13 protein-coding genes are annotated in these 13,376 nt (G+C 36.3%); 1 reads left to right on the top strand and 12 read right to left on the bottom strand.

All coding sequences use genetic code 11. The features are described 5' to 3' along the window. Positions 1-21: 21 nt before the first annotated feature. The 3 genes from B5V89_RS03215 to rpsU all read right to left on the bottom strand — a co-directional run bounded on the left by B5V89_RS03215 (position 22) and on the right by rpsU (position 2,094). Entirely contained in the window at positions 22-1,332 is a 1,311-nt protein-coding gene (locus B5V89_RS03215) for an NfeD family protein (RefSeq protein ID WP_108070461.1), read from the bottom strand. Positions 1,333-1,459: 127 nt separating this feature from the next. Beyond that, positions 1,460-1,906 (bottom strand): GatB/YqeY domain-containing protein, encoded by a 447-nt coding sequence (locus B5V89_RS03210; RefSeq protein ID WP_108070459.1) that lies wholly within the window; start codon positions 1,904-1,906, stop codon positions 1,460-1,462. A gap of 14 nt (positions 1,907-1,920) precedes the next feature. Next, entirely contained in the window at positions 1,921-2,094 is a 174-nt protein-coding gene (rpsU, locus tag B5V89_RS03205; protein ID WP_039238310.1) for a 30S ribosomal protein S21, read from the bottom strand. Between the two features lie 172 nt (positions 2,095-2,266). Here rpsU and B5V89_RS03200 point away from each other — a divergent pair, with 172 nt between their 5' ends. After that, entirely contained in the window at positions 2,267-3,196 is a 930-nt protein-coding gene (locus tag B5V89_RS03200) for a Na/Pi symporter (RefSeq protein WP_107920673.1), read from the top strand. A gap of 35 nt (positions 3,197-3,231) precedes the next feature. On the opposite strand, the gene deoC is transcribed toward B5V89_RS03200, so the two are convergent. The 9 genes from deoC to hemW all read right to left on the bottom strand — a co-directional run bounded on the left by deoC (position 3,232) and on the right by hemW (position 13,352). Beyond that, positions 3,232-3,903 (bottom strand): deoxyribose-phosphate aldolase, encoded by a 672-nt coding sequence (deoC, locus tag B5V89_RS03195; RefSeq protein WP_107920674.1) that lies wholly within the window; start codon positions 3,901-3,903, stop codon positions 3,232-3,234. Positions 3,904-4,003: 100 nt separating this feature from the next. Continuing rightward, positions 4,004-5,356: a tRNA (N(6)-L-threonylcarbamoyladenosine(37)-C(2))-methylthiotransferase MtaB gene (gene mtaB / locus B5V89_RS03190; RefSeq protein WP_107920675.1), complete on the bottom strand. Its 1,353-nt coding sequence runs from the start codon at positions 5,354-5,356 to the stop codon at positions 4,004-4,006. A 5-nt stretch (positions 5,357-5,361) separates the two neighbouring features. Further along, positions 5,362-6,114 (bottom strand): 16S rRNA (uracil(1498)-N(3))-methyltransferase, encoded by a 753-nt coding sequence (locus B5V89_RS03185; RefSeq protein ID WP_108070457.1) that lies wholly within the window; start codon positions 6,112-6,114, stop codon positions 5,362-5,364. 6 nt (positions 6,115-6,120) lie between these two features. Continuing rightward, positions 6,121-7,059, bottom strand: coding sequence for a 50S ribosomal protein L11 methyltransferase (prmA, locus tag B5V89_RS03180; protein WP_108070455.1), 939 nt, complete (start codon positions 7,057-7,059; stop codon positions 6,121-6,123). A gap of 22 nt (positions 7,060-7,081) precedes the next feature. Continuing rightward, a complete protein-coding gene (gene dnaJ, locus B5V89_RS03175; RefSeq protein ID WP_108070453.1) occupies positions 7,082-8,212 on the bottom strand; it encodes a molecular chaperone DnaJ in 1,131 nt (376 codons plus the stop codon). 158 nt (positions 8,213-8,370) lie between these two features. Continuing rightward, entirely contained in the window at positions 8,371-10,203 is a 1,833-nt protein-coding gene (gene dnaK / locus B5V89_RS03170; protein ID WP_066226029.1) for a molecular chaperone DnaK, read from the bottom strand. 70 nt (positions 10,204-10,273) lie between these two features. Beyond that, complete coding sequence (grpE, locus tag B5V89_RS03165; protein ID WP_066226032.1) at positions 10,274-10,840, bottom strand: nucleotide exchange factor GrpE; 567 nt, start codon at positions 10,838-10,840, stop codon at positions 10,274-10,276. A gap of 169 nt (positions 10,841-11,009) precedes the next feature. Beyond that, positions 11,010-12,038 carry a heat-inducible transcriptional repressor HrcA gene (gene hrcA, locus B5V89_RS03160; protein WP_107920676.1) on the bottom strand — a complete coding sequence of 343 codons (1,029 nt, stop codon included), beginning with the start codon at positions 12,036-12,038 and terminating at the stop codon, positions 11,010-11,012. Positions 12,039-12,215: 177 nt separating this feature from the next. Next, positions 12,216-13,352 (bottom strand): radical SAM family heme chaperone HemW, encoded by a 1,137-nt coding sequence (gene hemW, locus B5V89_RS03155; RefSeq protein ID WP_108070451.1) that lies wholly within the window; start codon positions 13,350-13,352, stop codon positions 12,216-12,218. Positions 13,353-13,376: the final 24 nt, after the last annotated feature.

The raw sequence follows: 13,376 nt of genomic DNA, 5'->3' as shown, positions 1-13,376 counted from the left end.
TTATTTCCCCCTTTAATAAAACTAATTATCTACTCTAACGACAATACGTGAGCCTTCTACCTTGATTATTTTCACTTTTATTCCCTTATCGATGTACCCGCCTTCACTGACGACGTCTAAACGTTCATCATTAATTGTTATTGTACCAGCAGGTCGAAGCGGTGTCATTGTAACTCCTGTTTTCCCTACTAATTCCAAACGATTAACATTTGAAACATAACCTTTATCTGTACTAGTAGAATCTGATAAGATAATCTTCTTAAATAGTTTCATACGTTTTCCTAACACCTTTACCATTATTATCATACCAATTATTGCTACTAAAATAGCAATGATGATGGAAATACCCATATAAAAAATGTTCCCACCTGCTATTAGTAAGCTGCCTACTATCGCTGCAGTACCAAGAATTCCTGCAATTGCTCCTGGTAAAAAGAATTCCGCAATAATAAGAGCAATACCAATAATAAACAAAATGAGAGATTCATATCCCGCTAGCCCTGCGACTAAATGTCCATAAAAAAACAATAGAAGTGCCGTGATTCCCATTGTACCAGGTATGCCAAAACCCGGAGAATACAATTCTATCACTAACCCAAGGCTTGCAATTGATAATAAGATCGGGACAACAATAGGATTTGTTAAAAATCTCGCAATTTTTTCTGCAAAACTGCTATTAATATGTTCAATATTCGCATGTTCATAACCTAATTTCGCGAGTAGTTCATCCATATTTTTAACAGTTCCTTCGGAATAGCCAACTTTAACAGCTTGTTCAGCAGTAAGTGTAAGCAAGCCACCCTTTTTAACTTCTATATCCGGTAGATTAATGTTTTCAACAGCCATCGCTTCTGCATATATTGGATTGCGTCCATGTTGGCTTGCTGCTGCATTCATGGCAGACCGCCAATAGCTTTCTGCTTTTTTTCCTGCAGTGTTTCCCTTTTGATCGATAATTGCTGCTGCACCCATTGTCCCGTCCGGCACCATATAAATTTCGTCAGCAAACAGAGAAATATATGCACCTGCAGACAAAGCCCTATTATTTATGAAAGCTATTTTCTTTATTTTAGTACTATTTAGCAGTTTTCCAATCTCACTTGCCGCATCTACTGCACCACCCGGTGTATTAATATCAAAAATGATAACATCTGCGTGTTTTTCCTCAGCCGCATGGACAGCTCTCTTTAAAAAAGCGTGTAATCCTTTTTCTACATCTTCTTCAATAGGAATAATGATTACCGTATTTTCATTATTACTTGCTGTAACAGGGAGGATAGAGAAAAAAACTACTAATATGAAACAGCCAATAAAAAACAGGCCTTTTTTCAAATTCTCACCCCTTTCTTATTTAGATGTTGTTTAATATTTTACGATTGAATAGCACAAAAGTTTCATTATTTATGTAATACTGCCCGCTATGAAAAAAGCCGGGAAGTAATATACTTCCCGGCTTTTATTAGGATAGTTGCTGCTTAACGATATTATTTACAGTTGAACCATCTGCTTTTCCTTTTACTTTCGGCATAATGGCACTCATCACTTTTCCCATTTCAGCTTTTGAAGTTGCACCAACTTCATCAATTGTTTCTTTAACAATTTTTGTTAGTTCTTCTTCTGTTAACTGTTCGGGTAAATATATATCTACAAAAGTTAATTCCGTCTGAATTTTTTCAACGAGATCTTCACGACCTGCATTTTGAAATTCCTGGAGGGAGTCTTTGCGTTGCTTCACTTCGCGAGAAAGGATTGTCAGTTCTTCTTCTTCTGACAATTGATCCTTACCAAGCCTAATCGCCTCATTTTGCAAAGAAGCTTTAAGCATACGGATAACAGAGAGTTTTTCTTTTTCTTTGTTTTTCATCGCTTGTTTCATATCTTCATTTAAACGCTCGAGAAGACCCATTATTCCACCCTCTCTTAGAACTTACGCTTTCTAGCAGCTTCAGATTTTTTCTTACGTTTTACGCTTGGTTTTTCATAAAATTCGCGCTTTCTATATTCTTGTAAAGTTCCTGTTTTAGAAACTGTACGTTTGAAGCGGCGAAGAGCATCTTCAAGCGATTCGTTTTTACGAACAACTGTTTTTGACATCTCTCTTTCCCTCCCTCCGAACACACACTACGGTATCATGGCAACACATGAAAACCTGTACTTTGCAATTATAATATATACTTATGAACAGGTCAATAAACTTTACGTTATTTTACATATTCTCGTCATTTTTACGCCATTTTTCCCATATGATGAATTAAGAGGTGGGGACATGCTTTATATTGGATTATTTGTAGGATTAGTAGGCAGTTTTCTTCTAGGAATGACTTGGCTCCGTGTTGGGTTGTTTAATATTTCTGGTAAAGCAATGGAACAATGGTTAAAAAAGGTTACTAGTACGCCGATTAAAGGGATGATCATTGGTATAATAATGACAGCAATTTTGCAGAGTAGTTCTGCTGTAATGGTCATTACTGTCGGGTTGGTCGCCGCAAGAGTATTATCGTTTCCGCAAACGATTGGAATCATTTTAGGCACCAATATCGGGACAACCTTTACTTTAGAATTCTTATCTTATGATTTATCCAGTATAATCATTCCGTTTCTTCTTTCAGGTTTACTTTTTTTACTTTTTAAACATGAAAAAATAAAAAGTTTAGGATTTATTTTAACAGGATTTGCTATTATCATTAGTGCAATGCGCGCATTTGAATGGTTAGCTACACCGTTAACTCAGTTAGATCTTGTCCAAAAAGTTCTCTATTTAATGAATGACCATATTTTTTTCGGGTTTTTATTTTCAATCTTTCTAACTGCCTGTATTCAATCCAGTACTGTGATGACTGGGATTGCAATGAGCTTTTTAAGTGCAGGTATTTTCCCTTTAGAAACAGGGATAGTCATTATGCTAGGGGCAAATATTGGGACATGCATAACAGGGTTATTAGCAAGTATTGGTGCCGGAGAGGAAGCCAGATTAACTGCATATGCCCATATTTGGCTTAATGTAGTAGGGGCTATTTCTTTTATTCCATTTATTCCTTATTTAGCTGATTTTAGCCAAAGTTTAACAGCAAATATTGAAACTCAGCTGGCACATGCAAGTGTTATATTTAATGTTGTGTGCTCCATACTTGTTCTCCCATTCGCAACGAAATTCGGTCGTTTTATCATTCGACTTCATGGGAAGAAAAGCATATAAAAAGCCCAGGGGTATCCTGGGCTTACTGCATTAGTTTAATAATCACTATCACTTGATAATCCTTGAACAATTTTCACTCCGGAACTGGCTCCTATACGTGTTGCGCCCGCTTCTATCATGTTTTGTGCATCTTCTGGACTACGTACACCGCCTGAAGCCTTTACACCTTTATCTGGACCAACTGTTTTCCTCATAAGGGCGATATCCTCGACAGTCGCACCACCTGTAGAAAAGCCGGTAGATGTTTTCACATAATCTGCACCCGCTTTTACAGAAAGCTCACAAGCACGAACCTTTTCTTCTTCTGTTAAAAGACATGTCTCAATAATAACTTTTGTGAGCGCTTTTCCTTTTGCTGCGGAAGTAACAGCAAGTATATCCTTTTCTACTAGGTCAAAATTACCGCTTTTAAGTGCACCAATATTAATAACCATATCCACTTCTGTTGCGCCATTTTCAATGGCATTTTTTGTTTCGAACGCTTTTGTTTCAGATGTTGTTGCCCCAAGAGGAAAACCGATAACGGTACAAACTTTGACATGTGTTCCCTTTAATTTTTCAGCTGCAAATGCAACCCATGTAGGATTAACACAAACAGAAGCAAATGAATATTGCTTCGCTTCTTCACATAAAGTTTGAATTTGTTGTTCAGTCGCTTCAGGTTTAAGCAATGTATGATCAATCATTTTTGCAATATTATTTGTCATTTTAATTCTCCTTTTATGCATGTTGTACGTACCTCTATTACTATACCATTGTCATATAGTATTTCCAATTAATAAAAAAACTGCAGGGTTAGCTGCAGTTTTATATTGCTTCTTGTTGCGCTTCTTCAATATCATCTATTACTCGGACAAATTGTCCCTCATTATATGGATATCCTGGTTTTGTGATTTTTACTTTCACTAATTTACCAACCATATCCTCTGTAGCAGGGAAAACGACTTTCAAATAATTATCCGTATACCCTTCATATAAACCACTGGATGGATCTTCTTTATATTTTTCTTCAGGAATCACTTCTAATACTTCGTTTTCAAAACGTGAAGCATATTCTTTAGCTAATTGATCTGATAATGAGATCAAACGGTGAACACGCTCATTTTTTACATTTTCATCAATTTGATCTTCCATTCGTGCAGCTGGTGTTCCTGTACGTTTTGAATAAGGGAAAACATGAAGTTCAGAAAACTTATGATCTTTAATAAAATTATAGGTTTCCATAAATTCTTCTTCAGTTTCACCTGGGAAGCCAACGATTACATCAGATGTTACTGCAAGTCCTGGTAAAGCTTTTTTCAATTTTACAAGTCTTTCAGCATATTCAGCCATCGTGTATTTCCGTCTCATTCTCTTTAAAACAGTATCTGAACCTGATTGAAGAGGGATGTGCATATGGCGAACGATTAATTTTGATTTGTTTATGACTTCGATCACTTCATCGGTCAATTGACTAGCCTCAATAGAAGAAATACGAATTCGTTTTAATCCTTTAACTTGTGCTTCCATATCACTAAGGAGCATCGCCAAATTATAATCCTTCATATCTTGTCCATAACCGCCTGTGTGAATCCCTGTCAATACAATTTCCTTATAGCCAGCATCGACTAATTGTTGCGCTTGGCGGATAACCTCTTTAGGATCACGGGAACGCATTAAGCCACGCGCCCAAGGAATGATACAAAATGTACAAAAATTATTGCAGCCTTCTTGAATTTTTAACGAAGCACGTGTTCTGTCAGTAAAAGCAGGAACGTCTAACTCTTCATATACACGGTTCTTCATAATGTTCCCAACACCATTAATCGGCTGACGTTCCTGTTTAAATTGTTCAATGTACTCAAGCATTTTTACACGGTCTTGTGTTCCTACTACGATATCGACTCCCGGTATCGCCATAATTTCTGCAGGAGATGTTTGTGCATAGCATCCGGTTACACAAATAACTGCATCCGGATTTTTTCTAACTGCTCGTCTAATTACTTGACGGCTTTTTTTATCTCCTGTATTCGTAACTGTACATGTATTAATGACGTACACATCTGCTGTTGATTCAAAATCGACACGTTCATACCCTTGTCCTTTAAATAACTGCCAGATTGCTTCCGTTTCATAATGATTAACTTTACATCCTAAAGTATGAAATGCCACCTGTGACATTACAATCACCTCATTAATTCTAATTGGTAAGATATCGCGGATAAAGCATATAAAGGGGCTGTCTCTGTTCTTAATATTCTAGGACCTAATCCACATAGTTGAAATCCGCTTTCTTCCATATATTGAACTTCATTTTTTGAAAGACCACCTTCTGGACCAAATACAATCAATACAGAATCTCCCGGAGAAAAATGATTTATTGTTCTCACGAAATTGGAAGTCTCTCCGTTTTTAGCACTTTCTTCAAATGCTACGATTTTATGATTAAATGATTTACTGTACTCTAATAAAGCTTTAAATGTATGGGGAGCATGAATAATCGGCATATGCTGACGATGGGATTGTTCAGCTGCTTCTAAAGCAATTTTTTGCCATCGATCAAGTTTCTTCTTTTCTTTCTTTGAATCCCATTTCACAATCGAGCGATCCGCAATAAAAGGGACAAATTGATATGCTCCAAGCTCTGTACCTTTTTGAATAATATATTCCAATTTATCCCCTTTAGGCAATCCGCTCGCAATCGCCACTTTAACCGGTAACTCTTTATTCGCTTCTTCCCATTTTACAATATGAGCAATTATTTCTTCATTGGTAATATCCGCTATTTTGGCAATTCCAGCCTTTTCATCTGTAAAAACAACGTAAAATTCATCATTTAGTTTCATTCTCATAACATGGGAAATATGATGAAATATGTCCCCCGTTAGATGAATTTCATCTTCTCCTTCATATGAACTGCCAATGAAGTATCTTTGCATTATTCATCACCCACGCTTTGCAATAAAAGCTATCCAGTCTTCCATCACGATTGTTTCCACAATAGTAAATCCGGATGAAATAATCGCATCTTTTACTTGGTCTTTCTTCTGTTGAATAATACCTGAAGCGATAAAATAGCCATTCGGTTTAACAGCTTTAGCAACATCATCGGTGAAACTCATAATGACCTCGGCTAGAATATTAGAAACGACAACATCAACCTGGCCATTCATTCCATTTAATAGATCATTTTTTGATACAGTCACTTTATCTTGAACTTTATTTAATTTCACATTAAGTTTTGCCGATTGCACTGCAACTTCATCTAAGTCTAAAGCAGTAACTTGTGACGCTCCTAAAAGTGCTGCAGCAATACTTAGCACTCCGGAACCAGTACCAACATCTATTACGGTGTCATTCTGTTTCACTGTTCGTTCCAACGCTTGAATACACATTACCGTAGTAGGGTGGGTCCCTGTTCCGAAAGCCATCCCGGGATCTAATTCAATAATTAATTCATCGCTACTAACAGCTTCGTACTTTTCCCATGTTGGAACAATCGTGAACTTTTCCGAAATTTTCACAGGATTATAATACTTTTTCCATGCCGTTGCCCATTCTTCCTCATTGACTTCACTTATTGTCACTTGATTTTGACCGATATCTATGTTGAATAATGCAAGATTATTAATAGCTTGCTTAATCTCTTCCACTGTTTCACCTAAAAAGCTGTTAACGGATAAATAAGCTTTTATAATTACCCCTTCTTCAGGGTAGTCATCTGGATTGAGTTGGTAGATTTCACCGAATTGATCTTCTCTTTCTTTAACTAAATCAAACGGATCTTCTATTACAACCCCGCTAGCACCTGCCTCATGCAATATATTTGAGATTGGTTCGATTGCTTCATTTGTCGTGTGGATCATAATTTCGGACCATTTCATTTTCTACCAACTCCATTATAAATTATTCCCCTTTGAAAGCTTTCTTCATTTTGTCGATGAAAGATTCGTTATGCTCATCTGGTGCTGATCCTTCCATCTCAGAAAATTCTCTTAATAATTGTTTTTGCCTATCTGTTAGCTTTGTTGGTGTAATCACTTTTACATGAATATGTTGGTCTCCCGTACCATACCCTCTAACATTTGGTACACCTTTACCGCGAAGTCTAAATTTGGTTCCCGTTTGTGTTCCAGCAGGCACCTTTAATTTTACTTTTCCATGTAAAGTTGGTACTTCGATTTCGTCTCCTAATGCAGCTTGAGCGAATGTAATTGGCATTTCACAATAAATGTCATCCCCATCACGCTCAAAGAATTCATGCTCTCTTACGTGGAAAACAACGTAAAGATCACCAGCAGGTCCACCATTTACCCCCGGCTCACCTTGACCGGAAACACGTAACTGTTGTCCATCATCTACTCCAGCTGGTATTTTCACATTGATTCGACGACGTTTTTTCACTTTTCCAGTACCGCCACATGTTTTACACTTATTTTTGATCATCTTACCTGTACCGTTACAATAATGACAAACACGGCGATTAACAATTTTACCAAATGGCGTATTTTGTTCAGTGTTTATTTGTCCAGAACCATGACAATGCGAACATGTTTCTGGCTGTGTACCAGGTTTCGCTCCTGAACCATGACAAGTGTCACATGTTTCTTCTCTTGGAATTTCAATTTCCGTTTCTTTTCCAAACACCGCTTCTTTAAATGTTAATGTCATCGTATACTGAAGGTCTGCACCTTGCCGAGGAGCATTTGGATCACGTCTTCTTGATGATCCACCACCAAAGAATGTACTAAAGATATCTTCAAATCCGCCAAATCCACCGAAATCTCCGTCCCCACCAAATCCACCAAATCCTTGATTTGGATCAGTGTGGCCAAATCGATCATATTGATCACGTTTTTGGTCGTCTGATAGTACTTCGTAGGCTTCTTTTACTTCTTTAAATTTATCAGCTGCATCCGCTTCTTTATTAATGTCCGGATGGTATTTTTTAGATAGTTTTCGATATGCTTTTTTAATCTCTTCTTTTGAAGCATTTTTATCTAGACCTAATACTTCATAATAGTCCCTTTTACTCATTCATCCACACTCCCGAATCCTTTCGCATAAAGGTTATTTTAACATTGACATCAGGAACAATCAATAAAAAGACGATGAAACAAGTTTAAATACAAAAAGCCAAAGTCAAGAATGTACCTGACTTTGACTTTTCGAATTAAATCTTAACTGAAATCATATTATTTATCGTCTTTTACTTCTTCGAATTCTGCATCTACTACATCATCGTCTTTTTTGCCGTCTTGACCTTCAGCGTTTTGCTGCCCTGCTTGTGCTTGCTTTGCAGCTTCTTCATAAAGTTTCATTGAAAGGTTTTGTACGATTTCTTGTAGTGCTTCTTTCTTTTCACGGATTTCAGATAATTCGTTTTTCTCAATTGCTGCCTTTAATGCCTCTTTTGCTTCTTCCGCTTTTTTCACTTCTGTTTCGTCAACTTTACCTTCGAGATCTTTTAACGTTTTTTCAGTAGTGAAAACTAGCTGATCCGCTTCATTGCGTAATTCAACTTCTTCTTTACGTTTTTTATCTGCATCCGCATTTTCTTCTGCTTCTTTTACCATACGTTCAATTTCATCATCAGATAATCCTGAAGAAGATTTAATTGTGATATTTTGTTGTTTTCCAGTTCCTAAGTCTTTTGCACTAACATTTACGATACCGTTTTTATCAATATCAAAGGTTACTTCAATTTGTGGAATTCCACGTGGTGCAGGCGGAATATCAGATAATTGGAAACGACCTAATGTTTTGTTATCTGCAGCCATTGGACGTTCCCCTTGAAGTACGTGAATATCTACAGCTGTTTGGTTATCTGCAGCAGTAGAGAATACTTGCGACTTCGAAGTTGGAATGGTTGTATTACGTTCGATAAGTTTTGTAAATACGCCACCCATTGTTTCAATCCCTAATGAAAGTGGTGTAACGTCTAATAATACTACATCTTTTACGTCACCAGTTAGTACTCCACCTTGGATTGCAGCACCCATTGCAACAACTTCATCCGGGTTTACCCCTTTATGTGGGTCTTTTCCTGTTTCTTTGCGAATCGCTTCTTGTACAGCTGGGATACGAGTTGAACCACCAACAAGAATTACTTTATCGATTTCATTTGGTGATAATCCAGCATCTTGTAATGCGCGACGTGTAGGTCCCATTGTTCTTTCAACAAGGTCTGCTGAAATTTCTTCAAATTTCGCACGAGTTAAGTTTACTTCTAAATGTAATGGACCAGCTTCACCTGCTGTGATGAATGGCAATGAAATTTGTGTTGAAGTCACACCTGAAAGATCTTTCTTCGCTTTTTCAGCTGCATCTTTAAGACGTTGCATTGCCATTTTATCTTTAGATAAATCAATGCCATTTTCTTTTTTAAATTCAGCAACTAAGTAGTCAATAATCACTTGGTCAAAGTCGTCCCCACCAAGTTTATTATCCCCAGCAGTAGCACGAACTTCAAACACACCGTCACCTAATTCAAGGATTGACACGTCAAATGTTCCGCCACCAAGGTCATATACTAAAATTGTTTGATCTTCATCCATTTTATCAAGCCCGTATGCTAACGCAGCTGCAGTCGGCTCATTAATAATACGTTCAACTTCTAATCCTGCAATTTTACCAGCATCTTTTGTTGCTTGACGTTCTGCATCGTTAAAATATGCAGGCACAGTGATAACCGCTTTATCAACAGTTTCACCTAAATATTCTTCCGCATATGATTTAATGTATTGCAGAATCATCGCTGATACTTCTTGCGGAGTATATTCCTTACCTTCAATCGTTTCTTTATGGTTAGTACCCATATGGCGTTTAATTGAAATGATTGTATTAGGGTTTGTAATTGCTTGCCGTTTTGCTACTTCCCCAACTTGTCTTTCTCCATTTTTAAATGATACTACTGAAGGTGTTGTTCGGTTACCTTCCGGATTTGGAATTACTTTTGGTTCCCCACCTTCAAGGACAGCGACACATGAGTTTGTTGTCCCTAAATCGATACCTATGATTTTACTCATACTTATTAACCTCCTACTATCATATGTAACTACATTCTATTTTTCACATGGAAAAAATGTAAAAATATCATTATTGATTCACTTTCACCATTGAAGGACGAATAACACGATCCTTCAAAATATAACCTTTTTGGAACTCTTCGATAACAATATTAGAACCGAAGCTCTCATCTTCACCTTGCATAATAGCTTGATGGAAATTCGGATCAAATTCTTTTCCTACCGCCTCAATCATTTCAATTCCTTCTTGCTTCAATGCATCGATAATATTACGGTATACCATCTCAACACCTTGTAGCAATTGTTTTGTTTGTTCATTTTCAGGTGTTATTTGCATTGCGCGTTCTAAATTATCAATGGCCGGTAATAAATTGGTCGCAAGATTTTGCGCTCTATATTTTTCATTTGCTTCTTTATCGATTTGAACCCTTCTGCGGAAATTATCAAAATCAGCACGTAAACGTAAGTAACGATTTTCTGATTCCTCAAGTTTTGCTTGGAGTTCCTTTATTATTTCATCTTCAGGATTTTTTTCATTTTTTTCTGTTTCAACTGAATCAACTTGCTCATCAGAATTTGTTTCTTCTTCAGCAAAAATTTGTTCCTGTTGATTTTCCTGTTTGATCTCTTCTGCCATTGCTTTCACCTCCCTTAAAATAAACGAGCTTGCTGATTTTTTCCGTTCCGCGTGGAAAAAAGAAAAAATCAACAATGAATATTAACATAGCCAACGAAAAAAGACTAGAAATCAGCAGAGTTTATTGCTAATTTCCAGTTGTTCTCCATTAACAATATATCCACTTCCATTAACTATGATACAAATTGGTCAATGCTTTTGACATATCTGTACTTAAAAAATCCAATAAACTAATGACTCTGGAATATTCCATTCTCGTTGGGCCTAAAATGGCAATAGTTCCTACAGGCTCATCACCAATAGAGTATGTCGCAGTAATTAAACTGCAGTCTTCCATTTCAGATCTTTCATTTTCTTTTCCGATTTTCACATGAATTCCATGCGGGATTTGTTTAACTAAATCATAAAATCCACTTTCACGCTCAATCATTTCCATCAAAGAATGGATTTTTTGAATATCGCGGAATTCCGGTTGATTTAAGATATTGGCTTTTCCACCAAAAAATAATTTTTCATGATCATTTACACTGATTGTTTCTAACAGCGTATGCAGCATGGCATCATAATTTTGAATATGCTGCTTTAACAACACGGCAACTTCCTTATATATCTTGCCTTTCAAATCCGAAATAGGAACATTCGTCAATCTTTCATTCAAAATATTCACCATTTTTTCCAAATCAGTAAGATTAAATCCCGATGGAATGGAAAATATTCGATTCTCAACATGACCTGTATCGGTTATCATTATTGCTACGGCTGTATCGTTATTTAATGGTACAATTTGCAGTCGTTTAAGCTTTGTTTCCTTTACCCGCGGTCCTAGTAGAATGGACGTGTAATTCGTTAACTCAGAAAGAATCTTTGCTGACTTTTGTACAACTTTCTCCAGTTCATAAATTCTTTCTGCAAAAATGGAATGGATACGTGATATTTCGATTGAATTTAGCTTTTGTGGAGCTAAAATATGGTCAACATAATATCTGTACCCTTTTTCAGAAGGAATTCTGCCTGAAGATGTATGGGTTTTTTCAATATAGCCCATTTCTTCTAAGTCTGCCATTTCATTACGTATCGTCGCTGAGCTTAAGGAAATCTCATCTTTTTTAGAAAGAGTTCTTGAGCCGACAGGTTGTGCAGATCGAATAAAGTCATCGATTATAACTTGTAAAATAAGAAGCTGACGATCCGATAGCAACTTTTATCACCTCTGTTAGCACTCATACCCCCGAGTGCTAATTGTTAGCACTCATCAACCCTGAGTGCTAATTCTAATAATAAATTATCAAAACTACACTTCGGTGTCAATTATTTTTACCCTATATCAAGTTTCTATTATCCTAAAATTATTTTTAGTTACGACATAGAATAAAAGTCACAATACTAAAAAGGACTGAAAAACTTCATTTCCAAAAAATCGTCCCGCTTTTGTCAGGCGAACATATCCTTCAACAATTTCTAACCAACCTTTTTCAATCATTTCTTTTATTGGTTTTTCAAAGACCGTTAACAATGGCTTATCAAATCGATTATTGAACTGACTAATGCTTATTCCTTCATTTTTTCTTAGTCCTAAAAACATATGCTCTTCCATCATTTCAGCAGGTGTCAAAACGTTTGTTTCAAATATAGGTAATTGTTTATCCTGGATTTTCTCAATATATTTTTTTATTGGACCGATGTTTGATTGTCTCGTTCCATCTACATAACCATGGGCTCCTGCACCGAAGCCATAATATTCCTCATTATTCCAATAAACAAGATTATGCCTGCTTTCATAGCCCGGTTTTGAAAAATTACTGATTTCATATTGCTCGTATCCGTGTTTACCCATTTCATCCATTAATAAACTATACATATTTGCTTCTGACTCTTCAGACGGTAGATGTAATTTACCTTTTTTCATCAAGTTATAAAAAATCGTCTTTGGCTCAACGATTAATGAATAACTAGAATAATGCGGAAGCTCTAATTGAAAAGCTTTACTTAACGTATCTTTAAAATCTTCTTCTGTTTGACCAGGTAAACTATAGATTAAATCGATGCTTATATTTGTAAATCCAGCGCTTTGAGCTTTATGAACAGTTTGATACACCTCTTTAGATGTATGGGTTCTGCCGATTTTTTTCAATAACTCATCATTAAAAGACTGGACACCAAAACTTAATCGATTCACACCGTATTCTTTTAAGATTCGCAGCTTATCCTCAGAAAGATCACCCGGATTTGCTTCAAAGGTAAATTCACCATCTTCAAATGGAAGATTTGTACGAATACCTTCACATAATTTTTTTAATTGATTTTCATTTAGTACAGTAGGGGTTCCACCGCCTACAAAAATAGTCTTAAGTTGATTCGTTGGATTGTTGGCAATCGTATATTTCATTTCTTCCACCAGCTTATCCACGTAATCATCGACTGGCTGTCCTTTTAAGAATACTTTGTTAAAGTCGCAGTAATAACAAATATGATCGCAAAAAGGAATATGAATATAGGCAGACTCTACTTGCATTGAAATCATCTCCTGATTAATTAA

The sequence above is a fragment of the Heyndrickxia sporothermodurans genome (assembly GCF_003055045.1).
GTDB classification, from domain to species: domain Bacteria; phylum Bacillota; class Bacilli; order Bacillales; family Bacillaceae_C; genus Heyndrickxia; species Heyndrickxia sporothermodurans.
The sequence above is the reverse complement of the archived record's forward strand: the minus strand, read 5'-3'. Positions and strand labels throughout refer to the sequence as shown.

Coding starts and splice junctions, on each gene's coding strand:
- B5V89_RS03185 (WP_108070457.1), bottom strand. CDS start 6,114: ATGCAAAGATACTTCATTGGCAGTTCATATGAAGGAGAAGATGAAATT.
- grpE (WP_066226032.1), bottom strand. CDS start 10,840: ATGGCAGAAGAGATCAAACAGGAAAATCAACAGGAACAAATTTTTGCT.
- rpsU (WP_039238310.1), bottom strand. CDS start 2,094: ATGTCAAAAACAGTTGTTCGTAAAAACGAATCGCTTGAAGATGCTCTT.
- prmA (WP_108070455.1), bottom strand. CDS start 7,059: ATGAAATGGTCCGAAATTATGATCCACACGACAAATGAAGCAATCGAA.
- dnaJ (WP_108070453.1), bottom strand. CDS start 8,212: ATGAGTAAAAGGGACTATTATGAAGTATTAGGTCTAGATAAAAATGCT.
- B5V89_RS03200 (WP_107920673.1), top strand. CDS start 2,267: ATGCTTTATATTGGATTATTTGTAGGATTAGTAGGCAGTTTTCTTCTA.
- mtaB (WP_107920675.1), bottom strand. CDS start 5,356: ATGTCACAGGTGGCATTTCATACTTTAGGATGTAAAGTTAATCATTAT.
- B5V89_RS03210 (WP_108070459.1), bottom strand. CDS start 1,906: ATGGGTCTTCTCGAGCGTTTAAATGAAGATATGAAACAAGCGATGAAA.
- hemW (WP_108070451.1), bottom strand. CDS start 13,352: ATGCAAGTAGAGTCTGCCTATATTCATATTCCTTTTTGCGATCATATT.
- dnaK (WP_066226029.1), bottom strand. CDS start 10,203: ATGAGTAAAATCATAGGTATCGATTTAGGGACAACAAACTCATGTGTC.
- deoC (WP_107920674.1), bottom strand. CDS start 3,903: ATGACAAATAATATTGCAAAAATGATTGATCATACATTGCTTAAACCT.